The sequence below is a fragment of the Amycolatopsis sp. CA-161197 genome (assembly GCF_050942255.1).
Lineage (GTDB): Bacteria > Actinomycetota > Actinomycetes > Mycobacteriales > Pseudonocardiaceae > Amycolatopsis.
In genome coordinates this window covers 3,194,976-3,212,484 of the sequence record NZ_CP192059.1, presented here as the reverse complement: position 1 = coordinate 3,212,484, position 17,509 = coordinate 3,194,976, and the positions used below count along the sequence as shown (strand labels likewise).

Below are 17,509 nucleotides of genomic sequence, written 5' to 3'. Positions count from 1 at the left end.
TGCTGCGCGGCTCTGGGTTGGTGATCGTGACCTCCGGGTTCGGGTGCGGGATCATTCGGACGCGGCGTCCGCGTGCGGTGCGGTCGCCCCGGCCGGCTCGCCGAGCAGCACGGTGCCCCGCGTCTCCGGGCCGATCCACGCGCCGGCGAAGAAGAGCACGCCGCCGAGGACGATCAGGACCACGGCGGTGTACTCGTAGGGCAGCACGGCCTGCAGCACGGTGATCCAGACGCTGTACAGCGCGGGCAGGATGAGGCTGAGCGTGTAGACGGTGCCGTAACCCGAGGAGCGGACACCGGCGCCGAAGCGCTCGTTGAGGTAGACGACCAGACAGCCGAGCGGGGCGTTGGGCAGCACGAAGGCGACGACCGCGACGATCCCGATCGGCAGGAACCCGGCCCCGGAACGGGCGAGCAGGACGAGGAGCACGTACGCGAGGGCAGCCCCGAAGGTGATGGCCACGGCGCAGCCGAGCAGCAGCTTGCGGCGGCCGATCCGCTGCCCCCACACCCCGGCGCCGATCATGCCGAGGATCGTCGCGACGTTGGCGATGATCTCCAGGGTGCTGACGTCGGAGGGGTTCTGGTGCAGGACCCCGACGAGCAGCCCGGGCATGAACGACAGGACGATCTGCGCGGCGAACCACATTCCGGTCATCAGGAGGAACACCTGGCCGAAACCGCGGATGTTCTTCCGGTTGAACAGCTGGAAAAGCGGCGCGCGATTTCCGTCGCGGGATTTCTTGAGCTCCTCGAGATCGACCTCTTCGACGCGCGAGTAATAAACGACGTAGGCAATTCCGAGCAGGACCCCGAAGAAGAAGGGAATGCGCCAGCCCCAGGATTGCAGTGCCGGGGTGGAAAACCGCTCCAGCACGACGAGCTGGATGATGCTGATCAGCGTGATGGCCGCGGGCGCTCCGGCGGCCATCACGCCGCCGACCAGGCCGCGGCGGCGCATCGGCGAGCGCTCGATGGCCAGCGGAACCGGCCCGGCGTAGCCGCCGCCCAGGAAGATCCCGCCGATCAGGCGGAGCAGGATCAGCCCGACGATGGACCCGTAACCCCAGCTCGCGTAGCCCGGCATGAGGGCGATCAGCAGGGTCACGACCGTGAACCCGATCCCGGTGATCAGGGTGACGCGCCGCCGGCCGATCTTGTCGGCCAGGTTGCCGAAGATGGGGCCGCCGATCGGCCGCCCGAGCAGGGTCACGACGAAAATGACGGTCACGAGGGTGACCTTCGTCGTGGCCGACATCGAGTCGGGTTCGAAGTAGTCCATCACCGCCGGCAGCACGAGTGCGGGCAGGTAGATGTCGAAGCTGTCGACGAACAGGGAAAGGATGCCGCCGACGACCGATCGTCGCGCTTCCGGAGTCAGTCGCTCGTCTGCCATGGGTACGGTCGTCGACATCCAGGAAATTCCTTCCGATCACGAATACCGCTCCGCTGCGATATATCGCTTGTCCCGGAAGATTCTAGGAATCCCCGCCGAGGGCCGGAAGTCAGAAATCCTGATCCCGGGAATCAGTCTGGATTATGGTTGCGCCGCGATGATCAGCTGAGCCCTTCGCCGATACCGCGCAGCGCCTCGCGCAGCCAGGCGTGCGCCGGGTCGGGGTCGAGGTCGTCGTGCCACCACAGGCTCTCCACGATGCCCTCGGGCTCGCCCGGGCACTCGAGGACCTTGAGGTCCAGCCGCTTCGCGAACTCGACGGCCAGCCGGCGTTGCACCAGCGCGATCCGGTGTGTTCCGGCCACGAGCGCGGGCACGGCCTGGTAACTCTCGACGCTCAGCGCGACCTGCGGCGCGAGCCCCAGCTCGGCCAGCCGCCGCGGTACGGGCGGCAGGGCCACACCCGGCTCCCGGTGATACGGCACCACCCAGTCGAGCCGCTGCAGGTCGGCCAGGGTGAGCCCGTCGTCGCCGACGTCGTGGCCGGCCCACACGACACACACCCACTCGTCGCGGAACAGCTCGGCCGAGCGGAGCCGGGGCAGGTCGTCGAGCTCGATCGGCGGCGCGACCACCCCGTCGACGAACCGGGCGATCCGGGGCAGATCCGCACTCAGCGCCTCGCGGACCAGCCGGATCCGCAGCCGCGCGCGGGGCGCCTCCCGTTCGAACAGCTCCGCCAGCGGCCGGCCGATCACGGCGAGCGTGTAGTCGGCCATCAGCAGCGTGAACTCCCGCACCGACGTGCCGGGAGCGAAACTCGACCCGGTGGCGAACAGCTGCTCGGCGGCCGCGCAGACGTCCTCGACCTGGCGCACGAGCTGCCGGGCCAGCGGCGAGAGCACGTAACCGCGGCCGCTGCGGACCAGCAGGTCGTCCTCGAAGTGGCGCCGCAGCCGGGCGAGAGCCGCGCTCAACGCCGGCTGGCTCACCCCGACCCGCTCCGCCGCACGGGTCACGTTGCGCTCCCGCAGCAGCTCCCGCAGGACCACGAGCAGATTGAGGTCGAGCCCGGCGAGCTGCGTCGCACGGCGGCTCATCCCGCCCCGCCGTCTGTGTGCCCGACCATTCCCGTCACCTTACGGGGCCGGGCGGCCGTCATCCCGGGCCATCGGGATGGGCGAGGTCGTAGGCGCGGGAAACCTTCTGCGGGACCACCATCCGCCACGCGTCCACGACGAGCTCGCGAGCCTCGGCAGCGTCCAGCGCGGCAAGCTCGGCGTCGACCCAGTTGAACCGCAGGTCCGACTCCGACGGCAGCCGGAACTTCTCCGGCTCGCCGGCGACGAGCGCGGCACGCTCCTCCTTCGGGAACGCGAACCCCATCACCGCCTCGTCGAGGGAGAACGCGACATAGACGATCTGCTTGACCCGGAACTTCAACCGGCCGCGCACGTACACCGGATAAGAACGGTCGAGCTCCGAACCCAGGCCGCGAACATCGTCGACCACCGCCACGACACACCTCCTCACCCAGGACGAAGGCTGCCATGTCAACGCTGTACAACGCGACCGGTATGGCGCAAAGTGCTCAGCAGAGGTGACCATCGGCCAGGAGGTGTGATGACCGGCGAGGAAATCGTGCTCGGTCCCCTACCGAAGGGGATCACTCCCGCCCACGAGGGCATGCGGAAGAAGGTGTGGAACGTGCTCGGGCACACCTACTCCATGAAGGCCGCCAGCGAATCGAGCTTCGCGTTCGAGACGCTCGATCCTCCGGGCACCGGCGTACCGCCGCACGTGCACCCGACCCAGGACGAGCACATCTACATCCTGGAGGGCGTGTTCACCCTCTACCTCGACGGCAAGTGGGAGACCGCCGGCCCCGGCGACACCGTGCGGATGCCGAAGGGCCTCCCCCACGCCTACTACAACCGCAGCGAGGACATCAGCCGAGGGCTGTTCTGGGTGAGCCCGGCCGGGCGGCTCGCGGAGCTGTTCGACAAGCTGCACAACCTGGAGGACCCGGCCGAGGTGGTCCGGCTGTCGGCGCTGCACGACGTCGACTTCCTGCCGCCCGGTTCGGTGGAGGGCGCCTGAGGTTCACCGGCCGGGGTCGTTCACCTGCTGCTGCGATGCCCCGGAAACCTGGGCGTAGCCGGTGACGACGGCCTCCAGTTCCGCCGCGTCGATCACGTCTTCGAGGCGGGAAAAACCGTCCGGAGCGCGGCGCTCGACCTCGTCGATGACGTTCTCCGGCCCGCCCTCGCGATTGCGGAGCACGATCTCGCCGGTGGCCGCCAGGCGGTCGTCCTGGTAGGCCCGAAGTGCTGCGGTGGGGTCGGAGTGCCGCGCCAGGTGCCCGGCGAGGCTGGTGGCGTCAAGGATCGCCTGGCCGGCGCCGTTGGAGCCCATCGGGTACATCGGATGCGCGGCGTCGCCCAGCAGCGTCACGCGCCCGTGCGACCAGGCGGGCAACGGATCCCGGTCGCACATCGGGAACTCGAAGATCTCCTCGGTGGCCTCGACCAGCGCGGCGTGGTCGACCGTGGGCAACCGGAACCGCCCGACGTAGCGGGCCAGCTCCGCCCGGTCGGCGGGCTTGGCCCAGTCCTGGCGCTCCGGCGGCGGATCACCGGGTCGCCCGGTGCGGATGCAGATCGCCCAGTTGGTGAGCCGGGTGCCCGCGCTCCGGCCCGGCGCGATCGGGTAGACCACCAGCTTGGCCGCGGTGCCCCCGGCGACGATCATCGAACGACCGCCGCCGAACTCCGGCCAGTCGGTGGCACCGCGCCACATCAGGACGCCGTTCCACCGCGGCGGTCCCTCCGCCGGGAACAGCAGGGACCGCACGGTCGAGTGGATCCCGTCGGCCGCCACCAGGACGTCGCCGCGCACCGTGGCCGGCGCGCCACCGTGCCGGTCGGCGAAGTGCGCCTGGACGCCACTGTCGTCCTGGTCGAACCCGACCAGCCGGTGCCCGGTTCGCACCGCGTCGGCACCGAGCCGCTCCCGGACCGCCCGCAGCAGCATGCCCTGCAACCGGCCCCGGTGCAGGCAGAACTGGGGAAGCGTGAACCCGGCGTCCAGCCCGCACGGCTTGCGCAGGATCACCTGCCCCAGCCGGTGGGTGTAGAACAGCTCGCGGGTGCGGATCCCGACTTCGTCGAGCGAGCCGAGCAGGCCGAGTGCGGCGAGCTCCTTGACCGCGTGCGGCAAGGCGTTGATCCCCACGCCCAGCTCGCTGATCCGCTCGCTCTGCTCGTGGACGACGCACTCGATGCCTTCGTGGTGCAATCGCAGGGCCGCGGTGAGCCCGCCGACGCCCGCTCCGACGATGACGACCTTCATCACGGCCACCTCCTGTCCCGACCTCGCAGCATCGCCGAGACGCGCGGTTCACGCCACCCCCGATCGGTGGCACCGCGAATCGGGCGTTTCCTCTCGGGCAGCGTCTTGCGGCTGCCGGTGCACGCTCATCGCGGCACGGGCGCGGCCTTCAGCATGACGGCGCGCAACCGGGCCAGCTCGCGCGGAGCGTTGCACGCGAGTGCACCGGTGAGGGTGCCGCCCTGGTCGTAGGTGGCGGTGAACGTGCCCCGGCCGAACGAGACCCGCACGTGGTCGGCGGGGTCAGGCGTGCCGAGGCAGTGCAGTTTCCGGTCGTATTGGTCGGACCAGAAGTACGGAAGCGCCGTGTACGGCGTGCGGTCGTCGCGGACGAGGGCGCGGGCGGCGTGCCGGGCCTGTTCGACGGCGTTGGTCCAGTGCTCGACGCGCCGGAGCCGCCCGGTGCGCGGGTCGGGAAACCGGGCGACGTCGCCGACCGCGAACACGGTGCGGCCCGGGTCGGCCGAGAGCGAGCCGTCCACCAGGACACCGTCGTGCACGGGCACTCCCGAGCCGGCGAGCCACCCCGTGGCCGGGGCGACGCCGGTGCCGAGCACGACAAGATCGGCCGGCACCGTCTCGCCGTCGGCCAGGACGACTCCCTCGACGTGATCGCGTCCCCGAATCCCCTGCACTCGCACACCGGTTCGCAACGTCACGCCGTGGTCGCGATGGACGTCGGCCACGATGCCGGCGACGCGGGGACCGAGCAGGGCCAGCGGATGGGGTTCCGGCATCAGCAAGGTGACGGGGAGACCGCGGCCCCGGACGGCGGCGGCCACCTCGGTGCCGATGAAACCACCGCCGATGACCGCGACCGTGGTGGCGGTACTCAGCGCCGCGCGCACAGCCAGCGCGTCGTCGAGGGTGCGCAACGGATGGGCGCCGGGAGGTAACCGCCATGGCACGCGCGGGGTCGTCCCGGTGGCGATCACGGCCGCGTCGTAGGCCAGCGTGTCGCCGTCGTCGAGCCGGAGGGTGCGCTTCGCGAGGTCGAGGCCGATCGCGCTCCGGCCCAGCAGCAGCTCGGCGGCGAGGCCGTCGACGTCCAGCCGGGTCTGCTCGGGAGCCCACTCTCCGCTGAGCACCTGTTTGGACAGTGGCGGGCGATCGTAGGGCGGATGGCGTTCGGCACCGATCAGGGTGATCCGGCCGTCGAACCCCTCGGCTCGCAGCGCCTCCGCGGTACGCACGCCGGCCAGCGACGCGCCGACCACCGCCACGTGGCGCCGAGCCGCCCGTGTCACCGGCCGGCCAGCCGGATCGCCTGGCGCGGGCAACTGCGCACCGCCTCCTCGACCGCGGCGCGCTGGGACTCGTCGGGGTTCTCGTCGAGGATCGACACGAGGTTGTCGTCGGTGAGGTCGAAGACTTCCGGGGCGGTGATCACGCAGCTGGCGAATCCTTCGCAGCGTGCGGTGTCGGACTCCACGTGCACGACGGTTCCTTTCGGATGGCTCGGATGGCTCGGGTGACTCGGGTCAGTGCGGCCGGACCAGGCCGGCGAAGTCGTCGTGGGTGAGCCGGGTCAGGCTCTCCACCTCCAGCACGTCCAGGTGGATGGCGGCGCCGGTCTCCAGGTTCTCCACCAGCAGCCGGGGGCCGGCACCGGCGGTGTCGACGCTGACCCGGACCGTGCCGAACTCGTTGCGCAGCACCAGCGACATCTAGATCACGAACGTGAGGTTGAAGATGCTGGACTCGCAGTTCACCAGGACGACGGTTTTCGCCGCGATCCTCCACCGATCGCCGTCCCACCGGAACCGGTGCCGGTACTCCCCCGCGAACACCCGCTGCGTCTCCTTGCGGTCCTCGGCCAGGATGAAATTGGACAGCACGGCGTCCTCGCGGATTCGCACGTTGCCGATCACCCGCCGGGTCGAGGATTGCGGGATCTGGGCGTGTGCGGGCCCTTCCGTGAGCCGCCAGACGCGCTCGCGCATCCGCTCGCGATCGTCGTGGATGAGCGAAACCTCGCGAGAGGGATCGGTGCTGTCGCGGCGGGCTGGCACCCAGTACACGGCGTCGTCGGTGAACATGTCCAGCCAGCCCTGCAGGTCGCCGTCGTCGAGGGCTTCGGCCTCGGCGTAGAGCAGGTCTTCGGCTTCGGTCCGGGAAAGGCGCATCGGTGTCATGCCGGCTCCCCCTGTGTCATCAGCCGCCGCCACTCGCGGAACAGCCCGCGCTGCGGTGTCTCGTCGCTGGGCTTGCCGCGCCGCACTCCGTCCGTGCGCCGCTCCTCCTCGTGCAGGCCCCGGGTGAGTACCAGCCACGGGTCGCCGGCCACGGCCGCTGCCCCTTCCTGCACGCAGACGAACGCTTCCGCGTCGTCCGGGGAGATGAAGGCCCCGGTGGCGAACGCTTCTTCGAACTCACGCAAGCGCTCCGCGTTCAGCTCCGGCGGCGCGTCGGCGAAGAGAGTCGGGGTCATCGTGATCTGGGTTCTCGCCGGTGACAGCGGGGTGATCACCCGCAGGTTCTGCAACGTCAGGTGCAGGTTCGGGTAGATCATCAGGTTGAACTGGCCGAGGAGCGCGGTGAACACCCCGGCGCCGTGCTCGCGTTCGAGCCGGTCGGTGTACTCGGGGTACTGGGCGCGGAACTTGGCGATGTCCGTCTCGCCGGGCCACCGAGCGAGCAGGACGTGCCCGTACGGGTGCGCTTCGCTGTAGCCGACCGCCTCGTCCCGGGAAGCCAGGCGCGCGTGCGTGCGGTCCGGGCTCTGCTCCCGGATGTTGAACCACGTCTCGTGCAGGGTGATCGCGTGGTAACCGTCCACGCCACCTTCGAGCGCGTGTTTCCAGTTCGCCGGGTACTCCTGACGGTTCACCCCCGCCGAGAGCTCCAGCACGTGCTCGAACGCGGGGTGGAAAAAGATCGTGTCCAGGTAGTGCCGAGCCGTGCCGAGGTACTCGGTGAGCTCCACGATTTCCGGGTCGAGGCTGGCGAACACCAGCCCGCGGTAGGTGTCCACCCGCGGCACCGGCAGCAGGCCGAGCGTGGACTTGTCGAAGTCGTCGCCGTAGCGCGCGGCCCCGGGAACACCCAGCAGCTCACCGGAATTGCGGTACGTCCAGCCGTGAAAGGGGCACCGGAAGAAGTTCGCGTTGCCGGTTTGCTGGCGGCACACCACCGACGCGCGGTGCCGGCAGCGGTTGAACAGCACTCGAATCTCGCCGCCGGTGTCCCGGACGACGATGACAGGGTGCCGGCCGATCCGCGCCGTCTTGTAGTCGCCGGGCTCGCGCAACTCCGAGACGTGCGCGACGTAGACCCAAGTGCGCCCGAAGATCCGGTCCATCTCCTGGTCGAACAGCCCGGGATCGGTGTAGACGCGGCTGTGCACCCGGTCCTCGAGGACCAGGTCCGCGGTACTGGGCATGCGGTTCCTTTCCGTGCGACGCGGCGGCACGCGGTCACGCCCCGCCGGAGAACTGACGATCGCGGGCGGGCTTCACCGCGCCCGATGCCCGAGCGCGGCCGAAATCGCGCCCGTCGCCGCCAGCAGATCGGGAAGGATCCGCTTCACGGCGGCGCTGCCGAACCGGTTGGTCGGCCCCGACACGGTGGTCGCGGCCGTCACCGCGCCGTGCCCGTCGCGGATCGGCGCCGCGACGCCCCGCCCCGTCGCCGGATCGGCGTCGGTGGTCTCGTAGCCGCGTTCCCGGATGCGGCGCAGGCGCGCATCACCGTCGGACCGACCCGCTTGCCAGGCCAGCAGGCAACGCCCGGCCGCCAGGTCGAGCGGATCACGGGCGGTACCGAGCCGGGTGTAGGTCCGCACCTGGTGCGCGCTGTCCACCCGATCGACGCAGATCGCCAGATCGTGTTCGAGAACCCAGAGCGTGACCTGCTCGCCGGTGTCGGCGGCCAGCCGGCGCAGGTGCCCGGCGGCGGCGGTTCGCACGTCCAGCGGTGCGATCGCCACGCTGCCGAGGTGCCACGTGCTGAGCCCCAGGCGATAGCGCCGCGTTTCGGGATCCTGCACGAGGTAACCGCGGTCCACCAGAGTCCTGGCCACCTTGTGCACGGTCGACTTCGGCAGGCCCACCGCCGCGCTCAGCTCGCCGAGCGCCAATTCGGGCCGCTCGAAGCTGAATGCCTCCAACACGTCCAGAGCTTTGCTGAGCGATTGGACCGGCGGTTGCGGTGCCGATCCAGTGCGTTCCCGATTAGCGAATGCCGGACCTTCCACGAGACCACGTTAGGTGGCACCTTCCTGCAGGTCAAGCCGTTCCCGATTGGCGAATGGCCGCGAATCGCGGTCTTGACAACGCGTGTTCCCGGGCGAACAGTGAACCCGCCGCGAGCTGGTTTTCGCACCGGACAACCAGCTTTTCCGGCACTTGTCCGAGCCGGCGGGCCGGCTTCTGCGATTCACTGGAGAATCACATGGATATCGTGCTGGTGCACGGCGCCTGGTGTGGCGGCTGGATCTGGGACGACGTCGCGCATCGACTGCGTTCGGCCGGTCACGAGGTGCACGTCGTGGAGCAGCTGCCGAGCTCGGATCCCGCCGCCTTCGGCGATCTGGCCGCCGACGCGAAGCACCTGAGGGCGGTGATCGACCGGTGCGCCGGCGAGGCGTTCGTGGTCGGGCACTCCTACGGGGGAATGGTCCTGACCGAGGTCGCCGACCATCCGAAGATCCGCCACAGCGCCTACCTCACCGCGTTCTGGCCGGTCGCCGGTCAGTCCTTGATGGACATTCGTTCCGAACACCACCTGGAGTGGCTCACCGGCGGGCCGGACGGCACCCTGCACATCACCGACGACCAGGAGATCGCACGGCAGGTACTCGGGTCCGATGTGGACTCCGACCGGTTCGCGATCTTCCACCGCAACCGCCAGGCGCAATCGGTGGCCAGCTTCACCAGCGTGAGTACCGCGCCGCCGCGAAACCATCCGACGACCTATGTCGTCTGCGAACGCGACCAAGGAATCCAGCTCGCCGACCAGGAGCGGATGGCCTCGCGAGCCGACGTGGTGCACCGGCTCGATGCCGCACACCTCGCACCGTTCTCCCAGCCCGAGGCGCTGACGAAGTTGTTGCTCGGCCTTCGGTCCTGACCGCGCCGTTTGGGATTCGAGCCGCCTTCTGCGGGGCCTTCGTCCCGGCGTCGGCGACGCGCCGCCGCCGGCGTGGAGCGACAGCCTGACACCGGACGTCCGCGCACATTCGCCGGTGTGGTGCGACATCCCGTTGGAGATTCTCTATTTTCCGGGCGAGGACCGTTGCCCGGGGTCGGCGTCAGTGGCTGGTTCCAGGCCCCGCACAAAACTGTGCCGCGTTGGAAGAAGAGGTCCGCCGAGCTCACCGTGGGCGTCCTCGATGTGCAGTAAACTCATTCCCCGCCGCAATGCGTCCTCGATACCGCGAAGGAGACAGGAGAACATGTTCACCAACGCCGACGAGATCCTCCGCTTCATCGCCGATGAGGACGTCCAGTTCATCGACGTCCAGTTCTGCGACCTGCCCGGCATCATGCAGCACTTCACCGTTCCGGCAGTCTCCTTCGACGCGGAGTCCTTCACCGAGGGGCTCGCCTTCGACGGCTCGTCGGTCCGCGGGTTCCAGTCGATCCACGAGTCGGACATGCTGCTGCTCCCCGACCCGGTCACGGCCCGCGTCGACCCGTTCCGAGCCCAGAAGACGCTCGCGATGAACTTCTTCGTGCACGACCCGTTCACACGCGAGGCGTACAGCCGCGACCCGCGCAACATCGCCCGCAAGGCCGAGCAGTACATCACCGAATCCAGCATCGCGGACCGGGCGTTCTTCGGGCCGGAAGCGGAGTTCTACATCTTCGACTCCGTCCGGTTCGACTCGGCGGAGAACGGTGCCTTCCACGAGGTCGACTCGATCGAGGGCTGGTGGAACACGGGCGCCGACGAAGCCGGCGGGAACCAGGGCTACAAAACGCCGTACAAGGGCGGCTACTTCCCCGTCCCGCCACGGGATCACTACGCCGACCTGCGTGATGAGATCGTGCGCGACCTGGCCGGCGTCGGGATCGTCGTCGAGAAGGCCCACCACGAGGTCGGCAGCGGCGGCCAGGCCGAGGTCAACTACAAGTTCAACACCCTCCTGCACGCCGCGGACGACCTGCAGTTGTTCAAGTACATCGTGAAGAACGCCGCCTGGGCGGCCGGCAAGACCGTCACTTTCATGCCCAAACCGCTCTTCGGCGACAACGGCTCCGGCATGCACTGCCACCAATCCCTGTGGGACGAGAACGGGCCCCTGTTCTACGACGAGACCGGTTACGGCGGCCTGTCCGAAATCGGGCGCCACTACGTCGGCGGCATCCTGCACCACGCGCCGAGCCTGCTGGCCTTCACCAATCCGACGGTGAACTCCTACCACCGCCTCGTCCCCGGCTACGAGGCGCCGATCAACCTCGTGTACTCCCAGCGCAACCGCTCCGCGTGCGTCCGGATCCCGATCACCGGCGCCAGCCCCAAGGCCAAGCGCATCGAATTCCGCTGCCCCGACTCCTCGGGCAACCCCTACCTCGCGTTCGCCGCCATGCTGATGGCCGGGCTCGACGGGATCCGCAACAAGACCGAACCGGCAGCGCCGATCGACAAGGACCTCTACGAACTGCCACCCGACGAAGCCCGCGAGGTCGCCCAGGTCCCCGGGTCGCTCGAGGCGGTGATCGACCGGTTGGAAACCGACCACGAGTTCCTCCTCAGAGGCGGTGTGTTCACCCCGGACGTGATCGAGACCTGGATCGACTTCAAGCGGGAGCACGAAATCGACCCGATGCGGCTGCGCCCGCACCCGTACGAGTTCGCTTTGTACTACGACGTTTGAGGGGTGACAGCGCCGAACAACCGATCGGAGGCGCGATGACATTTCCCGAGGACTACCTGCACCCGGTCGGCCGCGGCGCGGTTTTCATCGAGCACCAGCACCGGCACCCGCGGGTCGACAAGTCGGCGTACATCGCCCCGACAGCCGTGCTGTGCGGAGATGTCACCGTCGGGCCGCACAGCCGGGTCCTGTTCGGCGCCGTGCTGACCGCGGAGGGAGGGCCGGTCGAGATCGGCGCGCACTGCGTGATCATGGAGCACGCGGTGCTGCGCGGCTCCCTGCGCCATCCGGTTCGGCTCGGGGACCACGTCCTGGTCGGGCCGCACGCTCACCTCAGCGGATGCGTCATGGAAGGCAACGCGCGCGTCGCGACCGGGGCGATGCTGTACAACGGCGCGCGCATCGGGTCCGGCGCCGATGTCGGGTTCGGCGCCGTGGTCCACGTGAACACCGTCGTTCCGCCGGGAACGACGGTGCCGATCGGCTGGTTCGCCGGCGGTGACCCGGTTCGGCTGATCCCACCGCAGCAGTGGGACCGCATCGCCGCGGTGATGGAACCGCTCGACTACCGCGGAACCGTCTTCGGCGTGACCGAGGCGCCGGGCGAACCGGTGATGGCCCGGATCGCGCAACGCTACGCGCGGGCGCTCGCACTGCACCGCTACGACGAGAACGTCACCCCGGAACTGCTCGGCGAGCCCGACGACGAGCGGAGGGATCGCGTGTGACCGGCTTCCTCCGCGGGTCTGCACCTTGGTGTCGGTGAGCTCCTTCGTGGGACATCCCCGTTTCGGGGACGCATCACCGGATCTCTGCACAAAGCAAGCGCTTAGAATGGGCTCGGTTCACGCCCGCCGGGCGCGGCAGCTGATCTGGGAGGATCGCCGGATGACGACTTCGCTCTCGGCCGAGCTGTGGCCCGACGTACAGCCCGAGACCGCGCGCCGGCTGATGCTGGCCGGGGTGGAGTCCTTCGCGAAGCGTGGGTACCACGCCACGACCACGCGGGACATCGCCGGAGCCGCGGGCATGAGCCCCGCCGCGTTGTACGTGCACTTCCCGTCGAAGGCGGCGCTGCTGTTCGAGATCAGCCGCAGCGGCCACGAGCAGACGCTGGCGCTGGTGGAGAACGCGCTGGAGAAGGCCGAGGACCCGGTCGAGCGCATCCGGCTCGTGGTCGAGGACTTCGTGGCCTGGCACGCGCGGCGCCACACCGTGGCGCGGGTGGTGCAGTACGAGCTCAACGCGCTGCCGGAGAAGGAGTTCGAAGTCGTCACGGAGCTGCGGCGGCGCATCGAGCGCATCGTGCGCGACGTGATCGCCGCGGGTGCCGAGTCCGGTGCGTTCTCCGTGACCGATTCGCACACGGCCGCGCGCGCGGTGCTGTCGCTGGGTGTCGACGTGGCCCGCTGGTACAGCGAGCGCACCCGCCAGACGCCGGCCGCGCTGGGCAAGGAGTACAGCGAGCTGGTGCTGCGGATGCTCGGCACGCGGACCGCCTGACCCGCGGGCCGCTCAGCTGCGCGCCGCCGCCGCGGCGAAGCGCTCCGCGATGCGCGCCAGCCGGTCGAGCAGGCCGGGCGGCGCGTCTTCCACCACGAAGTCGTAGTCCCACTGCGCGAGGTAGAACGGCGCCGCCGCGAGGTCGGTCGCGCCGGTGCGCAGCCGGCACGTGTGCTCGTCCACGGGCTCGACGGTGCCGGCGGTCGGCGGCACGCGGGCCGCGAGCTCCTCCGCCGGCACCGACACGAGCAGGGACATCTGGTGCGCGTACGGCGCCGAAGAGATCGCCTGCGACACGTACGCGGCGAGATCCTCCGCGGGTGGCTCGCGCGGCGTGAAGCGGAACCCGGGCGCCGGCACGGCTTCGATGCGGTCGACGCGGAACGTGCGCCAGCCGTCGCGGCGCAGGTCGTAGGCGACGAGGTACCAGCGACGGCCGGTGTGGACCAGGCGCAGCGGCTCGACGTCACGCTCGGTGACCTGGCCGGTGTGGTTCGCGTAGGTGAAGCGCAGCCGTTCGTGGTCACGGCAGGCCGCGGCGATCACCGTGAGCACCTCGGCGTCGACGACCGGTCCCCCGCCGCCGAGCTGCAGCATCGCCGAACCCATGGCGCTCACGCGGTGGCGCAGCCGCGCGGGCAACACCTGTTCGAGCTTGGCCAGCGCCCGCACCGACGTCTCCTCGATGCCGGACACCGTGCCGTTCGCCGCCGTCCGCAGGCCGACCGCGACGGCCACGGCCTCGTCGTCGTCCAGCAGCAACGGCGGCAGCGCGGCGCCGGCCCCCAGGCGGTAGCCGCCCGCGACCCCGGGCGTCGCGTGCACCGGGTAACCGAGGCCGCGCAGCCGCTCGACGTCGCGGCGGACCGTGCGCACGTCGACGCCCAGCCGGTCGGCCAGGTCCGGCCCCGGCCAGTCGCGCCGGGCCTGCAGCAGGGACAACAGCCGCAGCAGCCGCTCCGAGGTTCCGTACATGCGGGCCACTCTGCCAGACCTCGCGGACAGGATCGGTCCTCGATGTCCGTGGACTTGCCTTCCGCGAGCGGGGCCGGTGAAGTGGTGACCATGCAGATCGATCCGCACGCGTTGCTCGCCGTCGCCCGCGAGGAGGCCGAGCTCGGGAAGGCCGAGGGCGGCGTGCCGATCGGCGCCGCCCTCTTCGACAGCTCCGGCACACTCCTCGGCCGCGGCCACAACCGCCGGGTGCAGGACGGCGACCCGTCGCTGCACGCGGAGACCACGGCGTTCCGCAACGCCGGGCGCCGCCCCCACTACCGCGACACGATCATGGTCACCACGCTCTCGCCGTGCTGGTACTGCAGCGGCCTGGTGCGCCAGTTCGGCATTCCGCGGGTGATCATCGGTGAAGCCAAGACCTTCTCCGGCGGCCACGACTGGCTCGCCGAGCACGGCGTGCGCATCGACGTCCTCGACGACGCCGCGTGCACGGCGTTGATGGAGGAGTTCATCGAAACCCGGCCGCAGCTGTGGTTCGAGGACATCGGCGTGCCGTCCACTTCGGACTGAGCTACCGGGCTACTGGGCTTCCGGACTGCCGGCGCACACCGTCCGGTTGCGACCGCCGGCTTTCGCACGCCGCACGGCTTTCACGGCGGCCGCGAACACCGCGGCCGCCGTGTCGCCGTCAGCGGGACGGGATGCGACGCCGACGGAGACCGTCGCCCACGCGAACTGCGGGCTGCCGTAGGGCGCCTTCAACGCGACAGCCGTCGACGCCACACGCAGGCGGATGCGCTCGGCGATGGCGAGCGCGTCGAACGGCTTGGTACCGGGGAGAAACACGGCGAACTCGCCACCGCCGGAGCGCCCGACGAGGTCGGCCGAGCGGACTTCGTCGCGCAGCGCGTCGGCGATGGCCCGCAGCACGGCGTCGCCGATGCGGCGGCCGTGGCGGGCGTTGACGTCGCCGAAGCGGTCGAGGTCGAGCACCAGCACGGAGTACGCCGGGGCCGGCTGCCCGCGCGCAGCGTCCCACCAGGCGGACGCCGTGAGGGCGCCCGTGCCCGGGTCGGCCGTCGGCGCGGCGCGCGGGGTGGCGCCGACGCCGCCGCGGTGCAGCACCACGAGCGCCGCGGCGAGCAGCGGCACGACGAGCGGTGAATCCACCACGGCCCAGGCGAGGGCAATGCCCAACCCGGCCATCGCGACGTCGAACAGCAGCCCCGCCACACCCTGCCGATAGCCGCGCACGACCCCGGTGAGCGCCGCGTCGACGAGCAAGAACACGACGGCGGCCACCACGAGCAGTCCCATCAGGCGGACATCGCCCAGCGAACTCGGCGGGACGGGCACCGCCCACGCGAGGAACCGGCCGGCCAGCAGCACGGCCAGCGCCGTCGCGGCCACCTCGAACACCTGCCGGTACGGCGCGCGCCGCCGCACGCGCAGCCACCGGTGCGCGCCCGAGACCACCGCGAGCACCACGGCGGGCACCGGCGGCAGCACCACCGCGCCGGCGAACACCCACGGGGTGCCGAAACCCGGGCCCAGCAGCGTTTCCCCGCGTCCGCGTTCGGCCGCGCGGCTCAGCTCCGCGCTCACCAGCAGCCCCGCCGCCAGCACGGCGAACCTCGCGGAACCCGTGAGCGGCACGGGGAGCAGCACCGCCACGGCGACCGTCGCGGCCAGCGCCACCACGTCGACGCACACCACGAACGCCGCCAGCGCGCGGGTGCGCACGCGCCACAGCTCCCAGTTCGCCACGGCGACGGGAAACCGGCGCCGCTCACCCCCTCCGGCCGTCGCCGGATCCCCCACCATTGCGAAAAAATAGCCGGTTCACCGCGGTTTCGGCACCGTCTTAAGTGTGGCGGCGGTTTTCGGCCCCGCGAGCCACGACCCTTTCCCGATCACCGGAACCCCGGGAATTCACCGCCGCGATACCCGCCGTCCCGAACCGCGTCACGACCGGCGGGTCTACTGAGCCGTCCTTTCACCCAGACCAGACAGCGGGGTAGCTCGATGAGACGTGTTGTGGCCGGAATCGGCGGGGCCGCACTGGCATTGTCAGGGCTGTTCGCCCTGCCCGCGCAGGCGCACGAGGGGCACGCGACGGACGCGTTCACCACCAAGACCGCCTACGAGCCGCAGGGCGACCTGTCCTCCTACGAGCGGCTGCCCTCGTCGTTCCGCCCGGTGTTCACCGAGAACGTCTCGCGCCACGGCGCGCGCACCCTCTCCGACAGCGACGACGGCGACGCCTTGCTGGCGCTGTGGAACACCGCGAAGTCCGAGGGCGCGCTGACCGGCGTCGGCAAGCAGCTCGGCCCGGACGTGCAGGCGCTGCTCGCCGCCAACGCCCGCGACGGCTACGGCCTGCTCACCCAGGAAGGCCGCGACGAGATGCGCACCACCGCCCAGCGCATGGTGCGGCGGCTGCCGTCGCTCTTCGCCGACGCGGCCAAGGGCACGACGCCGAAGATCGACGTCGTCGCCTCGAGCCAGCAGCGCACGGTGGACAGCGCCAACGAGTTCGTGGCGGGGCTCAAGTCCGCGAAGCCGGGGCTGACGACCACGGCCACTCGCACCGACGACACCCTGCTCTACTTCCACAAGTCGAACGTCGAGTACAACGACTACGTCGACAACGACCCGCGGGTGGCCGCCGCCGAGAAGGCCGCGACGGACCAGCCGCGCACGCACGCCGTGGCGCGTTCGGTGCTGCAGCGCAGCTTCTCGAAGAAGTTCGTGGACGAGATCGCGGCCGGGAAGCACGCGGAGTTCAAGGACGAGATCGCCGCGGCCGACGCGGTGTACGCGCTGGACCAGGTGACCGTGGACCTGCCGGGCGAGGGCCACTGGCACTTCGACCGCTACATCACGCTCGACGAGGCCTCGTGGTTCGGCTACCTCGACGACGTGACTTCCTTCTACGAGAACGGTCCCGCGTTCTCCGGCAGCGACATCACGTACAAGATGGCCGACGGCCTGCTCGGCGACATGTTCGCCCAGCTCGACGCCAAGCGCGCCGGCACCACCACGCGCGACGCCGAGCTGCGCTTCACCCACGCCGAGGAGATCTTCCCGCTCGCGTCGCTGCTCGGCCTGCCCGGCAGCACCCAGCAGCAGCCCGAGAGCAAGCTGTTCACCTACGCGAACAACCCGTTCCGCGGCGCGCAGGTGGCGCCGATGGCCGCGAACATCCAGTGGGACCTCTACACCGACGGCCACACCTACCTCGTGCGCATGCTCTACAACGAGAAGCAGACCGCGTTCAAGGCGAGCTGCGCGCCGGTGCACCGCGGCAGCTACTTCTACCGGCTCGACGAGCTCGAGCGTTGTTACGGCCAGGCTTGATCTTCCGGTCGTTTCGCGGGCCCGTGGCGGATCTTTCGCCGCGGGCCCGTTTTTCGTTCCAGGGCACGACAACGGCAGCCGTGC

The 17,509-nt window shown here is 70.3% G+C and carries 19 protein-coding genes; 7 read left to right on the top strand and 12 right to left on the bottom strand.

Annotated features, from left to right (window positions below):
• Window positions 1-51: 51 nt before the first annotated feature.
• From ACQPXB_RS15395 to ACQPXB_RS15385, 3 genes are all read right to left on the bottom strand, one after another.
• Entirely contained in the window at window positions 52-1,395 is a 1,344-nt protein-coding gene (locus ACQPXB_RS15395) for an MFS transporter (RefSeq protein WP_366586226.1), read from the bottom strand.
• 161 nt (window positions 1,396-1,556) lie between these two features.
• Window positions 1,557-2,495: a LysR family transcriptional regulator gene (locus ACQPXB_RS15390; RefSeq protein WP_366586228.1), complete on the bottom strand. Its 939-nt coding sequence runs from the start codon at window positions 2,493-2,495 to the stop codon at window positions 1,557-1,559.
• A 58-nt stretch (window positions 2,496-2,553) separates the two neighbouring features.
• Window positions 2,554-2,913 carry a hypothetical protein gene (locus tag ACQPXB_RS15385; RefSeq protein WP_366586230.1) on the bottom strand — a complete coding sequence of 120 codons (360 nt, stop codon included), beginning with the start codon at window positions 2,911-2,913 and terminating at the stop codon, window positions 2,554-2,556.
• A gap of 105 nt (window positions 2,914-3,018) precedes the next feature.
• Between ACQPXB_RS15385 and ACQPXB_RS15380 the strand changes: the two genes are divergently transcribed.
• On the top strand, window positions 3,019-3,495 hold the full coding sequence (locus ACQPXB_RS15380) for a cupin domain-containing protein (protein ID WP_366586232.1): 477 nt from the start codon (window positions 3,019-3,021) through the stop codon (window positions 3,493-3,495).
• A 3-nt stretch (window positions 3,496-3,498) separates the two neighbouring features.
• On the opposite strand, the gene ACQPXB_RS15375 is transcribed toward ACQPXB_RS15380, so the two are convergent.
• The 7 genes from ACQPXB_RS15375 to ACQPXB_RS15345 all read right to left on the bottom strand — a co-directional run bounded on the left by ACQPXB_RS15375 (window position 3,499) and on the right by ACQPXB_RS15345 (window position 8,980).
• Window positions 3,499-4,746 (bottom strand): flavin-dependent oxidoreductase, encoded by a 1,248-nt coding sequence (locus ACQPXB_RS15375; protein ID WP_432852461.1) that lies wholly within the window; start codon window positions 4,744-4,746, stop codon window positions 3,499-3,501.
• 125 nt (window positions 4,747-4,871) lie between these two features.
• On the bottom strand, window positions 4,872-6,032 hold the full coding sequence (locus ACQPXB_RS15370) for an NAD(P)/FAD-dependent oxidoreductase (RefSeq protein ID WP_386951606.1): 1,161 nt from the start codon (window positions 6,030-6,032) through the stop codon (window positions 4,872-4,874).
• Window positions 6,029-6,223, bottom strand: coding sequence for a ferredoxin (locus ACQPXB_RS15365; RefSeq protein ID WP_366586238.1), 195 nt, complete (start codon window positions 6,221-6,223; stop codon window positions 6,029-6,031). Before ACQPXB_RS15365 ends, ACQPXB_RS15370 begins: the two co-directional genes overlap by 4 nt.
• Window positions 6,224-6,266: 43 nt before the next feature.
• Entirely contained in the window at window positions 6,267-6,452 is a 186-nt protein-coding gene (locus ACQPXB_RS15360; protein WP_366586240.1) for a hypothetical protein, read from the bottom strand.
• The gene (locus ACQPXB_RS15355) at window positions 6,453-6,920 is read right to left on the bottom strand and encodes an aromatic-ring-hydroxylating dioxygenase subunit beta (protein ID WP_432852456.1); all 468 of its coding nucleotides are present in this window, start codon (window positions 6,918-6,920) and stop codon (window positions 6,453-6,455) included. It abuts the gene before it with no gap.
• The gene (locus ACQPXB_RS15350) at window positions 6,917-8,167 is read right to left on the bottom strand and encodes a Rieske 2Fe-2S domain-containing protein (RefSeq protein WP_386951597.1); all 1,251 of its coding nucleotides are present in this window, start codon (window positions 8,165-8,167) and stop codon (window positions 6,917-6,919) included. Before ACQPXB_RS15350 ends, ACQPXB_RS15355 begins: the two co-directional genes overlap by 4 nt.
• Before the next feature lie 72 nt (window positions 8,168-8,239).
• Window positions 8,240-8,980 carry an IclR family transcriptional regulator gene (locus tag ACQPXB_RS15345; protein ID WP_432852453.1) on the bottom strand — a complete coding sequence of 247 codons (741 nt, stop codon included), beginning with the start codon at window positions 8,978-8,980 and terminating at the stop codon, window positions 8,240-8,242.
• Window positions 8,981-9,177: 197 nt separating this feature from the next.
• On the opposite strand from ACQPXB_RS15345, the gene ACQPXB_RS15340 reads away from it, so the two are divergent.
• The 4 genes from ACQPXB_RS15340 (at window position 9,178) to ACQPXB_RS15325 (ending at window position 13,108) form a co-directional block, all read left to right on the top strand.
• Window positions 9,178-9,855, top strand: coding sequence for an alpha/beta fold hydrolase (locus ACQPXB_RS15340; protein ID WP_366586248.1), 678 nt, complete (start codon window positions 9,178-9,180; stop codon window positions 9,853-9,855).
• 325 nt (window positions 9,856-10,180) lie between these two features.
• Window positions 10,181-11,605, top strand: coding sequence for a type I glutamate--ammonia ligase (gene glnA / locus ACQPXB_RS15335; protein WP_386951592.1), 1,425 nt, complete (start codon window positions 10,181-10,183; stop codon window positions 11,603-11,605).
• Window positions 11,606-11,640: 35 nt separating this feature from the next.
• Complete coding sequence (locus tag ACQPXB_RS15330) at window positions 11,641-12,333, top strand: gamma carbonic anhydrase family protein (protein WP_432852448.1); 693 nt, start codon at window positions 11,641-11,643, stop codon at window positions 12,331-12,333.
• Between the two features lie 160 nt (window positions 12,334-12,493).
• Window positions 12,494-13,108, top strand: coding sequence for a TetR/AcrR family transcriptional regulator (locus ACQPXB_RS15325; RefSeq protein WP_366586254.1), 615 nt, complete (start codon window positions 12,494-12,496; stop codon window positions 13,106-13,108).
• A 12-nt stretch (window positions 13,109-13,120) separates the two neighbouring features.
• On the opposite strand, the gene ACQPXB_RS15320 is transcribed toward ACQPXB_RS15325, so the two are convergent.
• Window positions 13,121-14,083 (bottom strand): helix-turn-helix transcriptional regulator, encoded by a 963-nt coding sequence (locus ACQPXB_RS15320; RefSeq protein ID WP_432852444.1) that lies wholly within the window; start codon window positions 14,081-14,083, stop codon window positions 13,121-13,123.
• 90 nt (window positions 14,084-14,173) lie between these two features.
• On the opposite strand from ACQPXB_RS15320, the gene ACQPXB_RS15315 reads away from it, so the two are divergent.
• Window positions 14,174-14,635: a nucleoside deaminase gene (locus ACQPXB_RS15315; RefSeq protein WP_432856653.1), complete on the top strand. Its 462-nt coding sequence runs from the start codon at window positions 14,174-14,176 to the stop codon at window positions 14,633-14,635.
• 9 nt (window positions 14,636-14,644) lie between these two features.
• Here ACQPXB_RS15315 and ACQPXB_RS15310 read toward each other — a convergent pair whose 3' ends face one another.
• Window positions 14,645-15,889, bottom strand: a complete 1,245-nt coding sequence (locus tag ACQPXB_RS15310) for a GGDEF domain-containing protein (protein ID WP_366586263.1) — start codon at window positions 15,887-15,889, stop codon at window positions 14,645-14,647.
• Window positions 15,890-16,090: 201 nt separating this feature from the next.
• Here ACQPXB_RS15310 and ACQPXB_RS15305 point away from each other — a divergent pair, with 201 nt between their 5' ends.
• Window positions 16,091-17,425, top strand: coding sequence for a histidine-type phosphatase (locus ACQPXB_RS15305; protein WP_432852440.1), 1,335 nt, complete (start codon window positions 16,091-16,093; stop codon window positions 17,423-17,425).
• The last annotated feature ends 84 nt before the right edge of the window (window positions 17,426-17,509 follow it).

Coding starts and splice junctions, on each gene's coding strand:
- ACQPXB_RS15395 (WP_366586226.1), bottom strand. CDS start 1,395: ATGGCAGACGAGCGACTGACTCCGGAAGCGCGACGATCGGTCGTCGGC.
- ACQPXB_RS15390 (WP_366586228.1), bottom strand. CDS start 2,495: ATGAGCCGCCGTGCGACGCAGCTCGCCGGGCTCGACCTCAATCTGCTC.
- ACQPXB_RS15380 (WP_366586232.1), top strand. CDS start 3,019: ATGACCGGCGAGGAAATCGTGCTCGGTCCCCTACCGAAGGGGATCACT.
- ACQPXB_RS15375 (WP_432852461.1), bottom strand. CDS start 4,746: ATGAAGGTCGTCATCGTCGGAGCGGGCGTCGGCGGGCTCACCGCGGCC.
- ACQPXB_RS15360 (WP_366586240.1), bottom strand. CDS start 6,452: ATGTCGCTGGTGCTGCGCAACGAGTTCGGCACGGTCCGGGTCAGCGTC.
- ACQPXB_RS15355 (WP_432852456.1), bottom strand. CDS start 6,920: ATGACACCGATGCGCCTTTCCCGGACCGAAGCCGAAGACCTGCTCTAC.
- ACQPXB_RS15350 (WP_386951597.1), bottom strand. CDS start 8,167: ATGCCCAGTACCGCGGACCTGGTCCTCGAGGACCGGGTGCACAGCCGC.
- ACQPXB_RS15340 (WP_366586248.1), top strand. CDS start 9,178: ATGGATATCGTGCTGGTGCACGGCGCCTGGTGTGGCGGCTGGATCTGG.
- glnA (WP_386951592.1), top strand. CDS start 10,181: ATGTTCACCAACGCCGACGAGATCCTCCGCTTCATCGCCGATGAGGAC.
- ACQPXB_RS15330 (WP_432852448.1), top strand. CDS start 11,641: ATGACATTTCCCGAGGACTACCTGCACCCGGTCGGCCGCGGCGCGGTT.
- ACQPXB_RS15325 (WP_366586254.1), top strand. CDS start 12,494: ATGACGACTTCGCTCTCGGCCGAGCTGTGGCCCGACGTACAGCCCGAG.
- ACQPXB_RS15320 (WP_432852444.1), bottom strand. CDS start 14,083: ATGTACGGAACCTCGGAGCGGCTGCTGCGGCTGTTGTCCCTGCTGCAG.
- ACQPXB_RS15315 (WP_432856653.1), top strand. CDS start 14,174: ATGCAGATCGATCCGCACGCGTTGCTCGCCGTCGCCCGCGAGGAGGCC.
- ACQPXB_RS15310 (WP_366586263.1), bottom strand. CDS start 15,889: ATGGTGGGGGATCCGGCGACGGCCGGAGGGGGTGAGCGGCGCCGGTTT.
- ACQPXB_RS15305 (WP_432852440.1), top strand. CDS start 16,091: ATGAGACGTGTTGTGGCCGGAATCGGCGGGGCCGCACTGGCATTGTCA.